The sequence below is a fragment of the Burkholderia sp. AU45388 genome, from assembly GCF_030481585.1.
Classification (GTDB): Bacteria; Pseudomonadota; Gammaproteobacteria; order Burkholderiales; family Burkholderiaceae; genus Burkholderia; species Burkholderia sola.
In genome coordinates this window covers 153,340-174,179 of record NZ_JAUJPV010000006.1, presented here as the reverse complement: position 1 = coordinate 174,179, position 20,840 = coordinate 153,340, and the positions used below count along the sequence as shown (strand labels likewise).

General features: G+C 65.6%; 19 protein-coding genes. 7 read left to right on the top strand and 12 right to left on the bottom strand.

Going from position 1 to position 20,840, the window contains the following annotated elements:
- Window positions 1-28: 28 nt before the first annotated feature.
- The 6 genes from QZM72_RS13985 to QZM72_RS13960 form a co-directional block, all read right to left on the bottom strand.
- Window positions 29-1,009 carry a sulfonate ABC transporter substrate-binding protein gene (locus tag QZM72_RS13985; protein WP_301738407.1) on the bottom strand — a complete coding sequence of 327 codons (981 nt, stop codon included), beginning with the start codon at window positions 1,007-1,009 and terminating at the stop codon, window positions 29-31.
- 278 nt (window positions 1,010-1,287) lie between these two features.
- A complete protein-coding gene (locus QZM72_RS13980) occupies window positions 1,288-1,512 on the bottom strand; it encodes a hypothetical protein (protein ID WP_089470077.1) in 225 nt (74 codons plus the stop codon).
- A 277-nt stretch (window positions 1,513-1,789) separates the two neighbouring features.
- Window positions 1,790-1,993 (bottom strand): cold-shock protein, encoded by a 204-nt coding sequence (locus tag QZM72_RS13975; RefSeq protein ID WP_006485974.1) that lies wholly within the window; start codon window positions 1,991-1,993, stop codon window positions 1,790-1,792.
- A gap of 351 nt (window positions 1,994-2,344) precedes the next feature.
- Window positions 2,345-3,190 carry a MerR family transcriptional regulator gene (locus tag QZM72_RS13970; protein ID WP_301738406.1) on the bottom strand — a complete coding sequence of 282 codons (846 nt, stop codon included), beginning with the start codon at window positions 3,188-3,190 and terminating at the stop codon, window positions 2,345-2,347.
- Between the two features lie 9 nt (window positions 3,191-3,199).
- Complete coding sequence (locus tag QZM72_RS13965) at window positions 3,200-3,760, bottom strand: GNAT family N-acetyltransferase (protein ID WP_301738405.1); 561 nt, start codon at window positions 3,758-3,760, stop codon at window positions 3,200-3,202.
- 81 nt (window positions 3,761-3,841) lie between these two features.
- Window positions 3,842-4,714, bottom strand: a complete 873-nt coding sequence (locus QZM72_RS13960; protein WP_301738404.1) for a LysR family transcriptional regulator — start codon at window positions 4,712-4,714, stop codon at window positions 3,842-3,844.
- Between the two features lie 131 nt (window positions 4,715-4,845).
- Between QZM72_RS13960 and QZM72_RS13955 the strand changes: the two genes are divergently transcribed.
- Complete coding sequence (locus tag QZM72_RS13955; RefSeq protein WP_301738403.1) at window positions 4,846-5,844, top strand: quinone oxidoreductase; 999 nt, start codon at window positions 4,846-4,848, stop codon at window positions 5,842-5,844.
- Window positions 5,845-5,885: 41 nt separating this feature from the next.
- Here QZM72_RS13955 and QZM72_RS13950 read toward each other — a convergent pair whose 3' ends face one another.
- Window positions 5,886-7,400: an MDR family MFS transporter gene (locus QZM72_RS13950; protein ID WP_301738402.1), complete on the bottom strand. Its 1,515-nt coding sequence runs from the start codon at window positions 7,398-7,400 to the stop codon at window positions 5,886-5,888.
- Between the two features lie 231 nt (window positions 7,401-7,631).
- Here QZM72_RS13950 and QZM72_RS13945 point away from each other — a divergent pair, with 231 nt between their 5' ends.
- The gene (locus QZM72_RS13945; RefSeq protein WP_301738401.1) at window positions 7,632-9,191 is read left to right on the top strand and encodes a methyl-accepting chemotaxis protein; all 1,560 of its coding nucleotides are present in this window, start codon (window positions 7,632-7,634) and stop codon (window positions 9,189-9,191) included.
- Window positions 9,192-9,351: 160 nt separating this feature from the next.
- On the opposite strand, the gene QZM72_RS13940 is transcribed toward QZM72_RS13945, so the two are convergent.
- From QZM72_RS13940 to QZM72_RS13925, 4 genes are all read right to left on the bottom strand, one after another.
- On the bottom strand, window positions 9,352-9,723 hold the full coding sequence (locus QZM72_RS13940) for a hypothetical protein (RefSeq protein ID WP_301738400.1): 372 nt from the start codon (window positions 9,721-9,723) through the stop codon (window positions 9,352-9,354).
- A 26-nt stretch (window positions 9,724-9,749) separates the two neighbouring features.
- Window positions 9,750-10,916 (bottom strand): DUF6402 family protein, encoded by a 1,167-nt coding sequence (locus tag QZM72_RS13935; RefSeq protein ID WP_301738398.1) that lies wholly within the window; start codon window positions 10,914-10,916, stop codon window positions 9,750-9,752.
- Between the two features lie 197 nt (window positions 10,917-11,113).
- Window positions 11,114-12,787, bottom strand: coding sequence for an ATP-dependent helicase (locus QZM72_RS13930; protein WP_301738397.1), 1,674 nt, complete (start codon window positions 12,785-12,787; stop codon window positions 11,114-11,116).
- A gap of 123 nt (window positions 12,788-12,910) precedes the next feature.
- The gene (locus tag QZM72_RS13925; protein ID WP_301738396.1) at window positions 12,911-13,765 is read right to left on the bottom strand and encodes a helix-turn-helix domain-containing protein; all 855 of its coding nucleotides are present in this window, start codon (window positions 13,763-13,765) and stop codon (window positions 12,911-12,913) included.
- Between the two features lie 486 nt (window positions 13,766-14,251).
- Between QZM72_RS13925 and QZM72_RS13920 the strand changes: the two genes are divergently transcribed.
- From QZM72_RS13920 to QZM72_RS13905, 4 genes are all read left to right on the top strand, one after another.
- On the top strand, window positions 14,252-14,461 hold the full coding sequence (locus QZM72_RS13920) for a hypothetical protein (RefSeq protein WP_301738395.1): 210 nt from the start codon (window positions 14,252-14,254) through the stop codon (window positions 14,459-14,461).
- A gap of 552 nt (window positions 14,462-15,013) precedes the next feature.
- On the top strand, window positions 15,014-15,286 hold the full coding sequence (locus QZM72_RS13915) for a hypothetical protein (protein ID WP_301738394.1): 273 nt from the start codon (window positions 15,014-15,016) through the stop codon (window positions 15,284-15,286).
- Window positions 15,287-15,370: 84 nt separating this feature from the next.
- Complete coding sequence (locus tag QZM72_RS13910) at window positions 15,371-16,705, top strand: FAD-binding oxidoreductase (RefSeq protein WP_301738393.1); 1,335 nt, start codon at window positions 15,371-15,373, stop codon at window positions 16,703-16,705.
- Window positions 16,706-16,765: 60 nt separating this feature from the next.
- A complete protein-coding gene (locus QZM72_RS13905; protein WP_089470068.1) occupies window positions 16,766-17,860 on the top strand; it encodes a TrkA family potassium uptake protein in 1,095 nt (364 codons plus the stop codon).
- 215 nt (window positions 17,861-18,075) lie between these two features.
- Here the strand turns inward: QZM72_RS13905 and QZM72_RS13900 are convergent, their stop codons facing one another.
- Window positions 18,076-19,140 (bottom strand): LysR family transcriptional regulator, encoded by a 1,065-nt coding sequence (locus tag QZM72_RS13900; RefSeq protein WP_256979752.1) that lies wholly within the window; start codon window positions 19,138-19,140, stop codon window positions 18,076-18,078.
- Here QZM72_RS13900 and QZM72_RS13895 point away from each other — a divergent pair.
- Window positions 19,124-20,839, top strand: coding sequence for a dihydroxy-acid dehydratase (locus tag QZM72_RS13895; RefSeq protein WP_089470066.1), 1,716 nt, complete (start codon window positions 19,124-19,126; stop codon window positions 20,837-20,839). The two genes, QZM72_RS13900 and QZM72_RS13895, sit on opposite strands and share 17 nt — an antisense overlap.
- Window position 20,840 lies beyond the last annotated feature (1 nt).

The following is a 20,840-nucleotide window of genomic DNA, read 5'->3' as shown; positions in this document are numbered from 1 at the left end:
GGCCTGCTGATGGATGAGGCCGTGAGCGTTACTTCGCCGCCAGCGCACTCGCCACGTTTTTGTCGACCCATGCGTTCTCGGCCACGTTCAGCTTCCGCGGAATCAGCTTCGCCGCGTAAAACGCATCGGCAACACCCTGCTGCGCGGCGACGATGCGTTCGTCGATCGGCACCGCACCGAACGGCACCCGCTTGATCCACGTCTCGACGAGCGCCTCGGGCAACCCGACCTTCGGTGCAAGCAGCGCGGCCGTGTCGGCCGGATGCCCGTTGACCCACTGGCCCGTTTCGCGCGCCTGTTTCAGGATCGCGCCGACCACGTCGGGATGCTGTTGCGCGAAACGCCGCGTTGCCTCGTAGAAGTTGTTGGTCGCCGCGAGCCCCGTGTAGTCGGATAGCGTGCGCACCTTCAGCGCGTTCTGCGCGGCCGCGTAGTACGGATCCCACACGGCCCACGCATCGACATTGCCGCTTTCGAACGCGGCGCGCGCGTCGGCCGGCGCGAGATACACCGGATGAATTTCGTCATAGCGCACGCCGGCTTTCTTCAACGCCTCGAGCAGCAGGTAGTTCGCGCTCGAGCCTTTCTGCAGCGCGACCTTCTTGCCGCGCAGGCCGGCCACCGTCCGGATCGGCGAATCGCCCTTCACGAACACGGCTTCGTCATGCGGCGCCGGCGGTTCCGCGCCGACATAGACGAACTGCACGCCGGCCGCCTGCGCGAACACGGGCGGCGGCGCGCCGGTGTAGCCGAAGTCGATGCTGTTCGCGTTCAGCGCTTCGAGCAGTTGCGGGCCGGCCGGGAACTCGAACCATTGAACGTCATAGCCGAGCGGCTTGAGTCGCGCTTCGAGCGCGCCCTGCGCCTTGATGATCGACAGCAGGCCGGCCTTTTGATAGCCGATGCGCACGATCCTGTCGGCGCCGCCTTGCGCGAATGCCGACGCGGCGGACAGGGCGACGAGCGAGACGGCGGCGGCGCGAGTGATCCAGCGGGTGAAACGAATCATCGAATGAACTCCATGCGAGACATCTTCGGGGAGCGGCCGGCGCCGCTCGGTTGGAAGAATCGTCGCATGGGCGATAGCGGCCGCAAACGAAGCATTGCCGATATGGATATGACGGCGGCGGCCCTATGCTTTGGCATCGTGGCCTGCCGGGGCGGACGACTGCGTCGTGCCGGACTGCGGTGAAGGAGGTGAACGGGCGCGCCATGCAAAAAAACCGACGGGCACGTTGCCCGCCGGTTTTTTATGACCGTCTGCGGATATCGACAGCCGCGCAACCTTTAACCGCGCGTATCGACCCAGTTGCGCGCCCAGCGTGCCGAATGCGCGAGCGCCTGCGCTTCGCTCGGGAAGTAGTCGAGCGAGTAGAACTGGTAGCGGCCTTCGTCGCGCGTGCTATCGGCGCGTTCGAGCAGCAGGTTGGATGAAAAACTCCCGTCGGGCAGGCGATGCGCCGAGGGTTGGACGGCATAGCCGTTGTACTGTTGAATTCGTTGGTTGTGCATTTTAATTTTAATGATGATCGAGTGCGCGCGTGCCGTGCGAAATGCGCACGGGTACGCCGATTCAACGCCATTGCGAGCGGAATCTGGCGCAGTCGGAAAGCGAAAATAAGGCGTTGCGGCCGGAGGGGGATGAAGTGCAACGAGACGTGTAGCGCGTGGCAAGCTGCTGAATAAACAGATGCAGCTGAAGCCGATCGCGCCAACTTTAGGAGACGAAGCTCCGTGGGGATGTCGCTGCGACCCGGCGTCCGTCGACGGACGCCGGGCCCTTCAAACTTTACAGCGGCTTGATGTTGGCCGCTTGCAGACCCTTCGGGCCCTGCTTCGTTTCGAAGCTCACTTTTTGGTTTTCAGCCAACGTCTTGAAGCCGTCGGCACGAATTTCGGAGAAGTGAGCGAAGAGGTCGTCGCCGCCGTTGTCCGGCGTGATGAAACCAAAGCCTTTGCTGTCGTTGAACCACTTGACGATACCGGTATCCATGAAGATTCCTTGAGAAAAAAATAGAGATTTGCTCTGTTGAAGAGCGCGTGAAGCGTCAAGGAGGGAGAGGACAACGAATACCGCTTGGGAGGAGCGAGCAATTGATGAACAGCAATCGGACTTCTTGGACTTCGGCGCATACACTAACCGTCGGGCGGGCTTGCGTCAACGAATAACTTGTAACTGTGTCGCGACGAGGGGGCCGTGGGCGGAGCGATGCGGGGCCGTCTGGCTGGAATGCGCGCCGAGCGGCGCTTCTGGCCATCCGCCGGTAATGGCCTGCGACCTTGCCGCGAACCGGATCCGCGCGCGTCGTGGCGACAAGCCGACGCATGCACGACGGCCGCGCGCCTATGCGTTGTCGCCGTCGCGTTGCGTGTCGCTCGTACCGGACTGCCGCGCCGCTTCGGCTTCGTCGTTGAGCTTCTTGTCGAGGATCGTCGCGACCCGGCCGCCGAGATACGCGCCGGCCGCGGTTTCGAGCGCGCGGTTCGTCTCGCCTTCGACGAACACGGCCGCGAGCGGGCGCAGCCGCCAGATCGCGTCGACGAGTTCGGGCACGTCGGTGGCCGGCGGCAGCGTGCCGGCGTCGTAGCGGTCCAGCCGCTTCACGACGAGATCGACGAGCAGCCGCGCGATCGCGTCGAAATGCGGCCGCGCGAGGCTGATCACGTCGAGCAGCTCGCGCGGCGGAATCCCTTCCTTCGTCATTGCGGCCGCCGCCTCGAGCAGCGCGGGGCTTTTCGCGACGAACGACAGACCGCGCCGTTCGAGCAGCCCGAGTTCGGTCACGCGCGACAGTTGCGTGGTCGCCTGCGGGCCGAACATCTGCGCGAGTTGGGCGAGCGAATAGGTTTTCGGCAGCTCGTGCGACCAGCGGCCGCCGATCGCGTTTTCGAGGCCGAGGATCGAGCGCAAGTCGTGGCCTTCGTCGATCGCCTTGATCAGGTCCTGGATGTTCGACAGCGTGTAGCCGCGCGCGAGCAGATGGTTGATCAGCTTCAGGCGCGCGACGTGCGTGTCGTCGTAGATGCCCACGCGGCCGCGTTTCTCCGGCGGCGCGAGCAACCCGCGATCCTGATAGGCGCGGACGTTGCGCACGGTGGTGTCGGACACGCGCGCGAGTTCGTCGACCGTGTACTCGTTGCGGGAATCCGGCGCGGCCTCGTCGGGCGTGGAAGAAGTCTGTTTTGACATGCGGCCATTTTAGCGCGCCGCGGCAGGCTCGGGCGAGGCGGGGCGCGTGTTCGCGCCGGCGCCGAGCGGGCGCTGCATCAGCGCCGTGTCGATCCAGCGGCCGTGCTTGAAACCGACCGCCTTCAGCAGGCCGGCCGGTTCGAAGCCAAATGCGCGATGCAGCGACGTCGAGCCGCCGGTGCCGCCGTCGGCGATCACCGCGATCATCTGCCGCCACGGGCCGCCTTCGCAGCGCGCGATCAGCGCCTCCAGCAGCGCGCGGCCGATTCCGCGCCCGCGCTGCGCCTCGTCGATGTAGATCGAATCCTCGATCGTGAAGCGGTACGCGCTGCGCGTGCGGTACGGCGTCGCGTACGCGTAGCCGGCCACGCGAGCGTCGCATTCGGCGACGAGATACGGGAGCCCGTGGTTCAGCACCGCGTCGCGGCGTGAGCGCAGCTCGGCGGCGTCGGGCGGCGTTTCCTCGAACGACGCGACGCTGTGGTGAACATGGTGCGCATAGATCGCGTGGATCGCATCGAGGTCGGCGTCGGTCGCGTCGCGCACGACGCAGGCGGGAGCTGTGGACATGGCGGCAGGGCGGACGAAGTGAAGACATTACTATGCCGGCCGCCGCGGCGCGTGGCAAAGCCCGTTTGCGTTTCGGCGGCTTTACAGCCGTCCGTCCGCTGCATGAACCGCATCGGCGATCGCGTCGGCCACGCGCTGCACGCGCGGCGACCGGCGCACGTCCGGGTGAACGACGAGCCAGATCTCGCGCTCGATGTCGCAGCGCGGCGCGTTCGTGAGTTCGACGAGCGGTGCGCCGGCGTGCGCGGCCAGATCGTCGAGGAGAAACCGCGGCAGCAGCGCGACACCGGCCCCGGCTGCGCAGGCGCGGTGCTGCGCGGCCAGGTCGTTGGCGATGAACGCAAAACGGCGCCCGGCCGCGAAGCGTTCGAGCCATTGCTGCTGCGGCGTTTGCGCGAGTGCATCGTCGTAGCCGACGAACGGCCAGCTGTCGGGCGGCACGTCCGTCCATTCCGGTGCCGCGCACAGCGCGAAGCGCATCGTGCCGAGCCGGCGCGCGGCGAGCCCCGGCTCGCTCGGCCGCGACAGTCGCACCGCGAGATCGGCTTCGCGCGCATACAGGTTCGCCGCGTGCATCTCGCCGATCAGGTCGATCCGCAGCGCCGGCCATGCGCGCTGCGCCCGGGCCAGGCGCGGCGCGAGGAAATGGCTGGCGAACACCGGCGACGCCGATACGCGCACCACGCCGTCAAGCGCGGCCGCGCCCTGCGCCGCCCGTGCGAACGCATGCGCGTCGGCTTCGAGGCGCGCGGCGTGCTCGGCCAGGTGCAGCCCTTCGTCGGTCGGCGGCCAGCCGCGCGGCAGCCGGTCGAATAGCCGGATCCCGAGCGCCGACTCGAGCGCGTCGATGCGCCGCGCGACCGTCGAATGCTGGACCTGCAGCGCCCGGGCCGCGGCCGACAGGCTGCCGGCGCGCATCACCGCAAGGAAGTAGCGGACATCGTCCCAGCTCATCTGCAGCGCACGCGCGGCGGGAGAATCGTGATCGGTCGAATTTTGCACAGTAGATGGGCGTTCAGCGTGAATTCCGTTCGATTATGCACGATGGGATGATCGTGTCACTTCATTCGATAGAGAGGAACGTCATGACCCAGACTGCCAACGCCGTCCGGATCGGAATCGACCGTTACGGCGACGCCGACGTGCTGCGTCGCGTCGATGGGCCCGTCGCGCCGCCCGGCGCCGGCGAAGTGCGGATTCGCCAGACGGCGATCGGCGTGAATTTCGTCGACATCTATTTCAGGACGGGCGCGCACGCGTTGCCCGCGCTGCCGGCCGCGCTCGGCGTCGAGGCGGCCGGCGTGATCGACGCGGTCGGGCCGGGCGTAACGGCGCTCGTGCCCGGCCAGCGCGTCGCATATGCCGGCATGCCGACCGGCAGCTATGCGAGCCTGCGCACGATGCCGGCCGAGCGCGTGCTGCCGATTCCCGACGGGCTGAGCGACGAAGCCGCCGCCGCCGGGCTGCTGAAGGGGATCACCGTCTACATGCTGCTGCATCGCGTCCGGCAGGTCGGCGCCGGCGATACGGTGCTCGTGCATGCGGCGGCCGGCGGCGTGGGGCTGCTCGCGACGCAGTGGGCGCGTGCGCTCGGCGCGCGGGTGATCGGCACGGTCGGATCGGCCGCGAAAGCCGCGCTCGTGCGCACGCACGGCGCCGAAGCGGTGGTCGATTATCGCGAGGAAGATTTCGTCGCGGCCGCGCGTGCGTTCGGCGGCGGTGCAGGCGTCGACTATGCGATCGACGGAATCGGTGGCGACGTGCTGGCCCGCACGCTCGGAGCGATCCGTCCGTTCGGGATGGTTGCGAGCATCGGGCAGGTGGCGGCGATCGGCGCGCGGCAGACGTTCGATCTCGACGAACTCGGGCCGGCCCGTTCGATCGCGCTTTCACGACCGAGCGTGCTCGGCTTCATCGCGCGCGACGTCGGTGCATATCGGGACGCCGCGCGTGCGACGCTCGACCGGCTCGCGGGCGGGATGCACGTCGAGATCGGCGCGCGGCTGCCGCTCGAACAGGCGGCCGATGCGCACCGGTTGCTGGAGTCGCGCGCGACGACGGGCGGGGTTGTGCTGCTGGCGTGACGGCGGGTGCGGGCGGGGCGCGTCGCGCTCCGCCTGCCGCTTCAGTGATGCTTGCGCAGCGGCGCATCCTCGACGAACCACGCGAGCACGAACGCGATCGCGATGATCGCCGCGGCCGCCAGATACACGACGTGCAGCGAGCCGGCGAACGCGTGCAGGTACGCGTCGCGCATGGCATCCGGCAACTGATGCACGGCGGCCGGGCCGAGTGCGGGCGGCAGCTCGGTGCCGGCCGGCAGCGCATGCGTCATCCGCGATTGCAGCCCGTGCGAAAACAGCGCGCCGAACCCGGCGACGCCGAGCGAGCCGCCGATCGAGCGGAACAGCGTCGCGCCCGACGTCGCCACGCCCATATGCCGGAATTCGACCGTGTTCTGCACGGCGAGCGTCAGCACGGGCATCACCATCCCGAGCCCGATCCCGAGCAGCGCCATGTACGCGTACATCGTGTGCAGAGGCGTATCGAGCGTCAGCGTCGACAGCAGCGCCATCGCGACGCCGCCGGTCAGCGTCCCCGCGATCGGAAACGGCCGGTACGAGCCGAGCCGCGAGATCAGCCGCCCGCTGACGATCGACGTGACGAGCATCCCGCCCATCATCGGCAGCAGCTGCAGGCCGGCCTGCGACGGCGTCGAGCCCTTCACGACCTGCAGGTAGAGCGGGATGAACGTGACCGAGCCGAACAGCGCGACGCCGACCACGAAGCCGATCAGGCTGACCAGCACGAAGGTGCGATGACGGAACAGGTCGAGCGGCATGATCGGCTCGGCCGCGACGCGTTCTTCGTAAATGAAACCGCCGATCGCGACGAGGCCGAGCACGAGCGTCATCCACAGCTGCGGCGACGTCCACGGCAGCAGCGAGCCGCCTTCGCTCGTGAACAGGATCACGCAGGTGAGGGCGGTCGCGAGGAACGCGGCGCCCATGTAGTCGATCCGGTGTTTCACGTGCGCGGTGTGCGGCCGGAACGCCATGCCGATCACCGCGAGCGCGAGCAGGCCGAGCGGCAGGTTGATCGTGAAGATCCAGCGCCATGAAAGATGCTCGACCAGGAAGCCGCCGAGCAGCGGGCCGACGATCGTCGCGAGGCCGTAGACGCCGCCGAACATCCCCTGGTAGCGCGCCCGGCGATCGGGCGGAACCAGATCGCCGATGGCGGCCATCGTGACGACCATCAGGCCGCCGCCGCCGAGCCCTTGCAGCGCGCGCAGCACGATCAGTTGCGTCATGTCTTGCGCGACGCCGCACAGCGCGGAGCCGGCGAGGAACAGCACGATCGCGGCCTGCAGCACGATCTTGCGGCCGTACAGGTCGCCGAGCTTGCCGTACAGCGGCAGCACGACGGTGGACGACAGCAGGTACGCGGTGACGACCCACGACAACTGGTCGAGCCCGCCGAGTTCGCCGACGATCGTCGGCAGCGCGGTCGACACGATCGTCTGGTCGAGCGCGGACAGCAGCATGACGAGCAGCAGCGCGGCGACGATCAACCCGGTCGGCGCGTCGCGTCGGGCCGCTTCGGCGGCGGGCGGGGTAAGAAAGGTGTCCGTTGTCATCGAGATATCTGCCATGGCAGGGAATTGGATCGAAATATAGTCATGGATGATTGACTAGTCAATTTCTGCCCAGCCTCGATATGTTGCAGTCGTAACAGGAGATTGCCCGCCTGAAAAATTGACCACGATCAGCCGCAATGCAGGGACGGACTCAAGTTTTTTGCAGGCAACCCGTAATACAGAGGGCCGCGGACCGATTGCCGCGGCATTTTTCATCGCTCACGTGCCGTCATGAACCTGAACGCCCTGTTTTCCCGTTTCTCGATCCGTACGCGGATTTTCTCCACGCTCGGCCTCGTCGCCGCGCTGCTCGTCGTGTCGGGGCTGATCGGCCTCGCGGGCATGCAGAGCTCGAACCGCGCGCTCGACGAGGCCTATACGCAGCAATTGGCCGCGAAGACCGCGCTGTCCGCGGCGAGCCTGAACCTGACGATCGTGCGCACGACGCTCGACCGGGCGCTGCTCCATCCGGAAGCGCCGGAAGTGCCCGATCTCGTGAAGAAGGCCGAGAGCTATCTCGCGAAGGCGGACACGGCGTGGCGCAACTACGCGACGATGCCGCACGACGGCGACGAAGGCCCGCTCGCGAGCCGCCTCGATGCCGCGCGCCAGGCGCTGATCGGACAGGCGCTGAAGCCGCTGATCGATGCGATCCGCGAAGGGCGGCGCGACGAAGCCGACCGGTTGCTGATGACGGTCGCACCGCCGCTGTCGGTCGCGCTCACGCAGGCGACCGACGCGCTCGATGCGTACCAGGCGGCGCGCGGCAAGGACGTGTACGACACCGCGCAGACCTATTACGGCTGGATGCGCATGGGCGCGATCGCGGGCATCGCGTTCGGCCTGGCCGCGTGCCTCGGTTGTGCGATCGGCCTGCATTTCGCGATCACGCAGCCGGTGAATCGCCTGTTGTCGCATTTCCGCCGGCTGTCGGACGGGGATCTCACGTCGGAAGTGCATTGGTCGTCGCGCGACGAGATGGCCGAACTGGTCAAGGGGGTGACCGGCATGCAGCGCAGCCTCGCGGATACGGTACGTCAGGTGAGCCAGGGTTCCGAAGCGATCTCGACGGCGACGCACCAGATCGCGGCCGGCAACACCGACCTGTCGCAGCGCACCGAGGAACAGGCGTCGGCGCTGCAGGAGACGGCCGCGAGCATGGAGCAGCTCACGGCAACCGTGAAGCAGAACGCCGACCACGCGCTCGAGGCGCAGGCGTGCGCGGACAGCGCGAGCGAGATCGCGACGCGCGGCGCGACGGTCGTCGGCGAGGTGATCGGCACGATGAACGAGATCGACCGGAGCTCGCAGAAGGTCGCCGACATTATCGGCACGATCGAAGGCATCGCGTTCCAGACCAACATCCTCGCGCTGAATGCGGCGGTCGAGGCCGCGCGCGCCGGTGAGCAGGGCCGCGGCTTCGCGGTGGTCGCGGGCGAGGTGCGCACGCTGGCACAACGCTCGGCGTCCGCCGCGAAGGAAATTCGCACGCTGATCGGCGAATCGGTCGAGCGTGTCGCGACGGGCTCGCGGCTCGTCGGTACGGCCGGCGCGACGATGCAGGACATCCAGCAGGCGATCGGGCGCGTGACGGGCATCATGACGGAGATCGCGGCCGCATCGAGCGAGCAGCGCGACGGAATCGAGCAGGTGAACCGCGCGGTGTCGCAGATGGATCAGGTGTCGCAGCAGAACGCGGCGCTCGTCGAGCAGGCGGCCGCGGCGGCCGCGTCGCTGGAGGAGCAGGCGGATGGGCTGCGTCGCGCGGTGGGGGCGTTTCGGGTGGGTTGAGCGTGACCGGGTGAATTGCCGCAGATCTGTGGGCTGATGCGACCTGTTTCGCGGGTTGGTCGATGCTCTCGTCGGTGATCCGAGCGCGCAGTCTGTCGAGAAACAAAGCCCCGCTAGTGGGGCTTTGTTTCTTATAAATCGAAAACTTAGGGTGTAACCTTTAAAACAAAGGCAATCTGGCGCGAAGCCAATCCCACTTGGAGGGGGGGATCATCAGATGTTTTTTTATATTCGATTCATCGGTCAAGTCGATATAGCGAACCAGGTTGCCCTCGTAACGCAGGGGCGGGTGAGAGCTATCTCCGTGATACCAGTTGACGGAGAAATATCGTCTCGCAAGAAGCTCGCCATTTTCACTAAACACGCTTAGTTCGATGTTGTCGTCGGTCGCGTCCTGATCATTCCCGCCAGTGCCACACAGCTTGAATCGATACCAAACGCCATTCATGTTTTTTATGCCGCCATCCAATGTATCCGCTCGATCATAGAAATCGCATCGTCCGTAGGCGGGGCGACTGAAATGAATGATCAAACCTGCGCATAGGTAAATGGCAATGGCTAGGCCAATGTATCTGGTGGCTCTATTCGGCATATTTCGCCAAGATTAAGGTCGATCGGTTTATTAAGCTTCAAATAGACTGGCTTCGAATATAGCATGAAGTCTCTGCCTCTGTGATGCCTCTCTCTCCAGCGACTGTAATCTGCGTTGTAGATCGGAAAGTAAACGTCGGGTTTTTTGAATTTCCCGAACATGCTTCTTCGGGTGTCGATTGGTTTGTTGATATTTTTTGACCAAATATCAATGTCGAATTCTCGCCTTGGCGATCCTGATCCGGTGAGAAGCGACCCTGTCGCAATGATCACTCCATGCGTGTTCCAGTGGCCTAAATATTGTTTTCCGTTGAATGAGTAGTTGTCTTTCACGTAAACATAGATGTGCGTAATTTTCCCCGTGGCGCTTAGGCAATAAAAGGTGCTTGATTTTTCATATTTGAAGTATTTTTCACTGGAAATTTCGACGTTTCCAATGGCCGCATAAATATTAAAATTGGCCAATGCCCCTGTGAGATCCGTCGGGAAAAGGTTTTTCAGGGTGTCAAAATTTCCTATAAGCGAGGAGGTGTTGAAATTTAATGTCGAATTTATGTCAAAAAATAGCTCTTTGACAAAGGACTTCGTGATGTCTGTTGCTGTGCGTATGGAGCGCTCGCTGTAGATATCGTTTGCAAGAAGTTTCTCGTATTTTTTCCTGACATTTCCGAATTTCAACACCCAATCAAGAGTAACGTCATCGTTATTCATTGGCTGGACCGACGTTGGATCGTCATTGTAGGTATGCGCCGCGCCCGCAAACCAGATTCGCGCAAGCCTGGCTGAAACCTTCCAGCCCAGATTGTCCATCGCAATCGGCACGTCCTGGAGATCGAAAGGCGGCGGGGTTTCGCAAACTTCCGATTCCGCCTGCGTCGGCGGTTCTTTGGTTCTTGCCTGATCGGTTTGCGGCGGCGGTCGAGGTGGCGCAGGAGGCTTTGGGGCATTCGAAGGCCTGGAAATCGCTTTCGGAGGCGGTGGCGGCGGCTTTTCCCCCGGTGCAAGCCGGTCGATCGATACGCTCCTTTGCGTATCAAGCGGAACGCACCCTTGGGAACCCCTGTATTCTCTCAACGCCGATCCGAACAATCCCTTTTTCGGTTTGTAGTACGGCAGTTTTTTCACGTCGGCCATGGGCTATTCCGTTTGCAACGAATGGCCTGGCATCGTAAAAGCCGGCTGCAAACGGGCAAACTGTCAGGTATGGCCTAAAGAGGTCGAAACGAGCGTGGACAAGGGGCCGGAGCATCGAGAAATGTGCCCGATTGTGTCAACGGCCACGATATCGGAGAGTGTCCCCGGGGCGGACAGGCGTTCGCCCGCCCGCCGCGTCAACCCGCCGCGTCCGCGAGTTGCGCGGCCGCGCGCGACGACGCGACGATCAGCAGCTTCATCGTCGCGCGCGTCGCGCCGACGAACAGCTTGCGCGCGGCACGCGCGTCGAGCGTGTCGAAGTCGACTTCGGTGAGGATCACGCACGGCGCCGACTGGCCCTTGAAGCGGTAGATCGAATCGAGCAGCACGTCGCCTTCGCGATATTCGGGGTTGCCGAACAGATCGTACTTGCCGGTGAAGCGCTTGATCCGGTGGGGGCCGAGCTGGTCGAGCGGCGCGAGCACCGAGCCTTCGCGGCCGCGGTACGACAGCACCGCGATGTCCTGCTTGCGGAAGCCGAGCGACAGCGCCTGCGTGATCGCGCGCTTGGTCGCGTCGATGCAGGCTTGCGCCAGTGCGTCGCCCGACGCGCCATCTTCCCCGTATGCCGACACCGACGGATCGGAGCCGTCGAACGGGCTGCCCGAGCGCAGTTCGGCCGCGAGCGGCTCGACGCGGCCGACGACGTCGCGCACGAATTCGAGCAGGTCGCGCGGGCTGCGGTAATTCGTGAGCGCCTTCAGCGTGACCCAGCCGGGCAGCGCGACCGGTTCGCGCATGTACAGGTTCTGCAGCGGATCTTCCAGCCACCACCATGCGCCGTCCGGCACGAGCAGGCGCTCCAGCGCGGCCGCCCACGGCGCATGGAAATCCTGCCCTTCGTCGACGATCAGCACGTCGAAGCGCCAGCGCTCGGGAATCGGCGCTTGCGCGAAGCGCGCCTCGAGCCGTTCGAATTCGCCGGGCACCTGGAAGTCGGGCGTATAGCCGCCGTCGCGCGCGACCCAGTCGCACAGCTGGTGGTAATTCGCAATCTTCGCGCCGGGCGGCGCGATGCGCGCGATGTAGTCGGCGAGCGGCCGGTTGAAGCATACGTAGAGCACGCGCCGGCCGGCCGCGACGGCGTCGCGCATCACCTGCACCGCGAGCTGTGTCTTGCCCGACCCTGCGGTGCCGGTGACGCGCAGCCGGAACGGCGTGAAGTCGAGCTGGCGCGCCCATGCGGCGAGCCCGCCCGACAACCGCGTGACGAGCGTGCCGGCCTGCCCGACGAGCGCGCTCGTGTCGGGCGTGAGCGCGAGTTCGTCAGCGAGGAAATGGTGGAGCTTCGGCGCGTTGGGAAAGTGTTCGTCGTCCTCGGGCAGGATCCGCAGGATCACTTGCGCGAGCTGTGCCTTGCGCGACGCATCGACGATGCGGTCGGGCGCGACGCCGGCGATCGACGCGTCGCGGATCGAGTAGTCGGGGCAGTACAGCAGCGCCTCGACGCCGTAGACGCCCGCGCCGAGCGCCGCCGTCAGCCGCCGGTGCAGCGTTTCCTGCGTGCGCGCGAGCTGGATCGGGACATTGCGCTCCTTCTGCAGGTAGACCTTCACGAGCCCTTTCGGGGTTTCGCGCAGGAAGCCGGCCTTCTGCTCGATCAGCAGCACGCGGCCGGCGGGGCTCACGACGACGAACGCGGCTTCGCCGAACACCGAGAACGCCTGGTCTGCGCGCGTCCAGTGGACGCCGTGATACACGGTGTAGCTGTCGGGCAGCGCGTGTTCGAGCGAGGCGAGCGTTTCGCGTTCGCGTTCGGCCGCGCCGGTTGCGGCGAGGCTTTTCCAGTCGTCGGGGATGAGGCGGGCCATGGAGTTGGGCGGCGGATGCCGGCGTGGGCGTGAACGGGTGCGGCTATTGTACTGAGGAACCCGTTCATGCCCGCGGCGGCGCGCGTGCGTCGGCCGTTCGACGGGCGGCCTGCCCGGCGGACGTCAGCCGCGCGCGAGCCGCTTCGCGAGATCGGCGCTGAGGATCGCCATGCGCGCGGGTTTTTCGTAGCACACCACGTCGAACGCGCGGATCACTTCGCTGATGTCGGCTTCGCTCGCGCGGCCGGTGAGCAGGTCGCCCGTCAGCACGAAAATCGGCGCGCCCGGGTTGTCGGACGTGCGCACGGCCTTGATCGCGGTGGCGGCCGTGCCGTCGTCGAACAGCCATTCGGTCAGGACCGCGTCGAAGGCCTGGCCCTGCAGCGCGTCGACGAACGCCGCGAGGCCGTCGAACGCGGCCGTCGCGAAACTTTGCCGTTCGAGATAGCGGCACAGCTCGGTCGCGCTGACGCGATCGGGATCGATCACCGCGATGACGAGCTTGTCGCTCTCCGCACGGCGCGGGTAGATCTCGATCTTGTGTACGTCGTATGCGTTCTGGTACAGCACGCCGGTATGGCGCAGCACGCGCCAACGGCCGTTCTGTTCGTACGCGACGAACTCGGGGCGCGCGCCGGCTTCGAGCGGCGCGCCGATCCAGGCGGTGCATGGAATCTCGGCGACGCCCGCATACAGGATGGCTTCCTGCGAATAGGCGCCGACCATGCCGGGGTCGAGCGTTTGCGCGCCGAACAACTGGGCGGCGGGCTCGCCGTACGCTTCGGCGACTTTCTTGATTTGCGCGAGCGTCCAGGGGCTGCTGCCGCGCAGTTTGCGGTGGCCTTGCGAGAAACTCAGATCGAGGATGCGGCACAGCTCGGTGGTCTGCTGGCGCTTGCCGATGCCGTTGCGGGTCATCAGCTCGCGCACGCGCTCGGCAACCGCGAGGGAATCCGTGGTGATTGCTTCAGTGGTCATGCTACGGGAACGGATCGTGACGTTCAGAACGACGCCTTGCGGCAGTCTCGGCGGACAGTCTTCATGACGTCCAATGGCGAGCCGACCGGCCACGCACGGAAAAGATAACTTTACCGCAAAATGGTCGGCATTCAGTGTGGTGAAAGGTGCGTTTGTGTGAAAGGTGTGTCATGAAGTTACGTCCGGCCTGTCGCGGCGCGTGGGCGGGAAGGCGCGTTCGGCACCGTCGGGGCGGATTTCAACCGGCCCGGATGCGATTCCATACGAAGCGGCGGGTAATCGCCGCGCCATGCACCAACGCGGGGCGCGTACCGCCCGGAAGGAGGTATTCGCCCCGAGTTTTGGAGGATATCGCGCGACGGCCGGCCGAAGCCTCCGGAGGATGGGCGATCGACGGTTTCCTCTAGTGAAACCAACGCGGATACATTTTCGGCGCCAGCGCAGCGGCGTGCTACGATTTTCCTGTCTCAAAAAAGTGTTGAACCGATGCAGAAGAAATTCTTGATGCGCGGATACGAGATGAACTGCGAGCCGCGCGTGACGGAGTCCGGCAAATATGCTGCGCAGGTCGAGGTCACGAAGGTGGGTTTCAGCCGGGAGGCTGCGTTCCGCAAGCTGGGTGAATTCGAGACCGAAGCCGAAGCAGTCGCGTACGCAAGACAATTCTCAGAAGAGTGGCTGAGCCGCTATGCGTAGCGCGGCGCGTGCGCATGCCCGTGCAATGCGGGCATCGGTCGACCGGTGCGGCGCCCCGGGCGACGGGAATTCCTGCCTGAATATTGCGAATGCGTTCGGAAATTTGTAGATTGATGATTCCATCTGCCGCTGCTTCGGTCAGCGCGGCGTCGACCCGCTTGCGCGCCCGCGCAACGATCACGGATCGCTGACGGGCAATCTCGATCACCATTCGTGTTGTTCGACGTTTCCGTTCGAGAGGAGGGGTGTCTGGGCCCGCGCCCGACGACGACCGGGATGGTCTCCGGCCGTGGGTTGTCGGGCGCTTCTTCCCCGTGACGGATCGCGTCCGCTCGTTCTCTTTGTGCAGACGATTACCCCTCGCTGCGTCCACGAGCACGGACCGAACATACTCGGTCACGCCGGATCGGCCGCGGTTCCGGTAGCAGGAAGCGATTGTCGCGATCGCTTGTTGACCGGGGCCGACCGCACATGACATTGCCAGTTCTCCGACATGGAGCGGGCATGGTTTGACGTTGTATTTGCAGTCCTTATCGAATAAAAAATACTGGAGTGCGATGGGACGATCGCGTCGGACGTCGAGTCCATTTCGACGCGGCGGTTCGCGTTGCGCTCCGCGGCCTCGCCTCGTCGAACGGAATTTCCGCAACGGCCTCGGGTGCCGGAGCGCCGGCGTCGGTCGACGAGTGCATCGCTGCCGGTATCGACGCGCAAGCGACGGCAACCGTCAATGCAACACGCGGCTCCGGCGCCGTGGCTTCGGCGGGCCGCGCGACCGCAATCGGCGTCAATGCGATGGTCGGCCACGAAGGGATGGCCGAATGACGGTTTCCCGCAATTTATCGCTTCATACGACGACGTTGCCGCGATAAGCTTTGCCGGCCATGCATTGACACTCGATAGAAAACAATGACCACCACCTATCCGCTGCACGACGCATTGAGCCACCCCGATACGGCGTTTCCGCCCGAAGCCGACGTCGTGATCGCCGGGGCCGGCATCATGGGCTGCGCGGCGGCTTACTACCTCGGCCTGCGCGGCCTCAAAGCCGTCGTGCTCGACAAGTCGCGCATCGCCGGCCAGCAATCGACGCGCGCGTGGGGCTTCGTGCGACAGCAGGGACGCGAATCCGCCGAAGTGCCGCTGATGATGGCCGGCATGCGGATCTGGGAAGGCCTGGAGCACGCGCTCGGCTTCGATCTCGAATGGCGGCAGGGCGGCTGTCTCTACATGGCGGACAACGAAGACGACTGGGCATCGTTCGAGGCGTGGCTCACGGTCGCGCGCGAGCACGGGCTCGACACGCGCACGCTGACGCGCGCGCAGATCGACGAACGCGTGAATGGGCTGTCGACGCACGCACGTACCCTCGGCGGCTTGTATACGGCGACCGACGGGCAGGCCGAGCCGCGTCGCGTGGCCGCCGCATTCGCGGCGCGCGCGACCGAGGCCGGCGCGCGTTTCTTCGAAGGCTGCGGCGCGACCGCGATCGAGACGGCCGGCGGCACGGTCGTCGGCGTGGCAACCGAACGCGGCACGATCCGCACGCGGCGTGTGATCTGCGCGGCCGGCGCGACCAGTTTCCGCCTGCTCGACGGCGTCGGCATCCGGCTGCCGCAGCAGGCCGTGCGGGGCACCTGCATGCGCACCAACGTGGTCCCGCCGGTGACGGCGGCGACGGTATGGGGCCATGGCCTCGGCATCCGGCAGCGCAGGAACGGCGCGATCAATCTCGCCGACGACATGCAGGTCGACGTCGATCTGACGCTCGGCCATTTGCGCGGATTGAGCCTCTTCTGGCCGCAATTCTGGTCGCAGCGCGACAAATTCCGGCTGCAACTGGGTGCGTCCGCGTGGCGCGACGTGCTCGCCCGCATCAACGGCCCGACCGGGCCGATCGAGCCGCGCGATCCGCAGCCGCAGCCGAATCGCGCGCATGCGCCGCGCGCGCTTGCGAAGCTCAAGGCGATCTTTCCTGCGCTGAAGGATGCGCAGATCGTCGAGGCATGGGCCGGCCTGATCGACGTGTTGCCGGACGGCATCCCGGTGATCGATGCGCCCGGCGCGCCATCGGGGCTCGCGATCGCGACGGGGTTCTGCGGGCACGGTTTCGCGATGGGGCCGATCGTCGGCCGGCTGCTCGCCGAATGGATCGACACGGGCGCGCCGTCGCTCGACCTGTCGGCGTTTCGCGCGAGGCGTTTCGTCGACGGGACGATGGTGCGGCCGCGCAGCATGCTGTGACGGCCGGGCGCACATGTTCCCGTCGTAGAATCGAGCCCGCATCCCTCAGGAGATTCCCCGTTGGCCACGCCATCCGATCAACGCCGCTCGTTGCGCATGCGCCTGCGTCGCGCCCGCAATCCGTGGCAGGCGCCGCGTGCGCGCACGCTGTTCACGCGTCCCGCGACGTCGCCGCGGCGCACGCTGCTGTTCCGTCTCGGCGCGGTCGTGCTGTTGTGCGCGCTGGCGTTCCTCGTGCTGTATCTCGATCGCGACGGCCTGCGCGATTCGACCAAGAGCACGCCGATGACGGTCGCCGATCTCGTGTACTTCACGATGGTCACGGTCGCGACGGTCGGCTACGGCGATATCGTGCCCGTCACGGCGCGGGCGCGCCTGCTCGATGCGTTCTTCATCGTGCCGATCCGCATCGGCATCTGGTTCATTTTCCTGGGCACGGCGTATCAGTTCGTGATCCAGCGTGTCATCGAGGAATTCCGCATGAAACGCCTGCAGAAGCAACTGTCCGATCACATCGTCGTGTGCGGTTATGGCCTGTCGGGGTCGATCGCGGTGCGCGAGTTGCTGGAAAGCGGCACCGATCCCGCGACGATCATCGTGATCGATGCGCAGCAGCAGGCGCTCGAAGCCGCGACGTCGCTCGGCGTGACCGGATTGCTCGGCGATCCGGCGCACGAGGATCTGTTGCAGCAGGCGCAGGTGCGCGCGGCGAAGGCCGTGATCATTTCGGTGACCGACGATCCGACCGCGATCCTGCTGACGCTGTCGGTGCGCAGCATCGCGCCCGACACGAAGATCGTCGTGCGGATCCAGGAGAACCTGTACCAGCGGCAACTGCGGCAGGCCGGCGCGGACGTGATCGTGTCGTCGACGAAGATCGGCGCGCTGCTGCTGGCGGATGCGGTTCATAGCCGTTACATCGTGCCGTTCGTGAACGACATGCTGTCGACGCGTGGGCGCGCGACGCTGGTCGAGCGCGAGGCGTTGCCGCATGAGGTGGGCTGCCTGACGAACGTCGTGCCCGGCGCGATCGTGGTCGGGCTCGATCGCTGCGGGAAGATTTACTCGTTTTACGAGGATCCGCCATGCAGGATCGAGGCGGGCGATACGCTGGTGGTGATTCAGTCGGCGCGGATTCCGGATCCGGATGTTTGAGGGCGGTTGCCCGTCTTCGCAACACCGGGATCGGCGACACTTTATTTCTCGACACTCAAGCCCCTGAGTTTGCGACAGTTTTCCGTTTCTCAGTCGATGCCGACCGGCGAAGTGACACTTTCACTTCGCAAACGGTGACGACTTTATTTTTGTCTACGGAAGCAGATCGATCCTTCCCAAGGATATTTCACCACGGGTGCTTGCGATCTGATGTCCTAGGCTCCCGTCAAACGCATCCGCTTTGTATTCGGCAACGGCTCGTGCTGCATCGGCCCCTTGACGAGTTCGCTCATCGCGTCGCGGATCCAGCGGTTGGCCGGCTCGTGATGAAAACGCGGATGCCAGTGCAGATAAAGCTCGTACGTGGGCGCGGGGAAGGGCAGCGGCAGCAGCTTGACGTTCACGAGCTCCGCGAAGCGCCGCCCGACGGCCTGAGGCACCGCCGCGATCATGTCCGACCCGGCGACGACGAACGGCACGCCGATAAAGCGCGGCGTACTGAAGCGTACGTTGACGCGAATCCCTAGACGCTCGTGCGTGCGTGCCAGCACGTCCTGCTCGCGGCCTTCGGGATGCACCATCACATGGGCGGCGGCACGGTACTGATCGAGCGACAGCGTGTCCCCGATTTCCGAATGACCTTCGCGGGCGATACACACGTACGAATGCCGGTACAGCGCCTTGCGCTTCAGCGATTCGCTGTTCAACCCCGGAAAGTAGCCGATCGCGAGGTCGACGTCGCCGCTTGCCAGCCCCTCCTCCAGTTCCAGCATGCCGAGCGCGACCGTCTTGATGTTCACGTGCGGTGCGGCCTTGTCGAGAAAGCTCTCCAGGCGGGGCAGGAACACCATTTCGCCGATGTCCGACATGCACAGCACGAAGTTGCGCGACGACTCGGCCGGGCGGAACTCGGGCATCGGCAGGATTTCGGTCTGCACGAGATCCAGTAGCCGCGCTACCGGCTCGCCGAGGGCCTGCGCGCGCGGGGTCGGCTCCATGCCGCGGCCCGTGCGCACGAACAGCGGGTCCTCGAACAGTTCGCGCAGTTTCGACAATGCGTAGCTCATCGCCGGCTGGCTGAGCCCGATGCTGACGCCTGCCTGCGTCACATGGCGCTTTTTCAGCAGCGCATCGAACACTTTCAACAGATTCAGATCGACCTGACGAATATCCATGGTTTGGATGATACCTATCGATTTCACATAATTGACGGATTTTATCGGGCTTCCTACCATCGTTTCCACAACAAAGGAGTGAGACACCATGTCCGATGGACGCAAGCCGCAACGCCCGTTGCGCAGCAATTTTCCGCGCGGTTCGTACCTCGGCGCGGTGCGCGCCGCTCAGTGGCGCAATCTCGGCATCCGCGAGGAAGACCTCGACAAGCCGAAGATCGCCATCGTCAATTCCTCGTCCGAACTCGCCACCTGCTTCAGCCATCTCGACGGCATCGCCGCGCAACTGAAACAAGCGATCCGCGCCGCGGGCGCGCTGCCGTTCGAGATCCGCACCGCGGCGCCGAGCGACTTCATCACCGGAGCAGGCGCGCGCGGCGCCTACATGCTGGCCGCGCGCGACCTCGTCACGAACGACATCGAAGTGGCCGTCGAGGGCGCGCAGCTCGACGGCATGGTGTGCCTCGCGTCGTGCGACAAGACCGTGCCGGGCCAGCTGATGGCCGCCGCGCGACTGAATATCCCGAGCATCGTCGTCGCGTGCGGTTATCAGCCGAGCGGCGAATATCGCGGCGAGCACGTGGACATCGAAGACGTGTTCGTCGGCGCGATGCATGCACTGACCGGCACACTGCCCGTCGAGGACCTGATCGGCATGAGCCAGAACGCGATTCGCGGCCCGGGTGTGTGCTCGGGTCTCGGCACCGCGAACTCGATGCACATGGTCAGCGAGGCGCTCGGCATGTCGTTGCCCGGCAGCACGCCGGTCGCCGCCAACAGCGACAGGATGTTCGCGTTCGTGCGCGAAGCCGGCGCGCGCATCGTCGAGATGGTGCGCGACGACCTGAAGCCGCGCGACATCCTCACGCGCGGCGCGTTCGAGAATGCGGTGAAGACGGTGCTCGCGGTCGGCGGCTCGATCAATACGGTCAAGCACTTGCAGGCGATCGCGGCCGAAGGCCGGCTCGACGTCGACGTGTACGCGCTGTTCGAAGCATTCGCCGCGCAGATCCCGGTGCTGACCGGCGTGCGTCCGGTCGGTTCGCACACGATCGAGCAACTGGAGGCGGCGGGCGGCGGCCGCGGCGTGATGAAGCGGCTCGAAGCCTGGCTCGACACCGGTGCGCTGACGGTGACCGGGCGCACGGTGAAGGACAACCTGGCCGATGCGAGCGTCGCCGACGACGACGTGATTCGCCCGCCGCAGCGCGCGTTCGCGAACCATCCGGCCATCGTGCTGGTGCGCGGCAACCTCGCCCCGCAGGCCGGCATCGTCAAATTCGGCATCTCGCCGACCAAGCAGCGTGCGTTCAGCGGCGATGCGATCTGCTTCTCGACCTCCGACGAGGCGATCGCCGCGATCAAGGACGGCCGCGTACAACCGGGCAAGGTCGTCGTGATGCGCGGCGCGGGCGTGTGCGGCGGCCCCGCGATGGGCGGTGGGGCGTCGCGCGTGGTGTTCGCGATCGACGGTGCGGGCTTGTCCGAGCAGGTCGCGATGCTCACCGACGGGCATCTGTCGGGGCTCGTCTGCAAGGGGCTGGTGGTCGCGGAAGTCTCGCCGGAAGCCGCGACCGGCGGCCCGCTCGCGTTCGTCGAGGACGGCGATACGATCGAAATCGATCTGGACCGGCGCGTCTGCGATCTGAAGGTCGACGAAGCCGAGCTGGTGCGCCGCCGCGCCGCGTGGCAGCGTCCGGCGCCGGTCAACGATACCGGCTGGCTGAAAATCTACCGCGCGACGGTCGGCACGATGCCGCAAGGCGCGGTGCTCGGCGCCGAGCGGCCGGCGCGGGAGCGTTGAG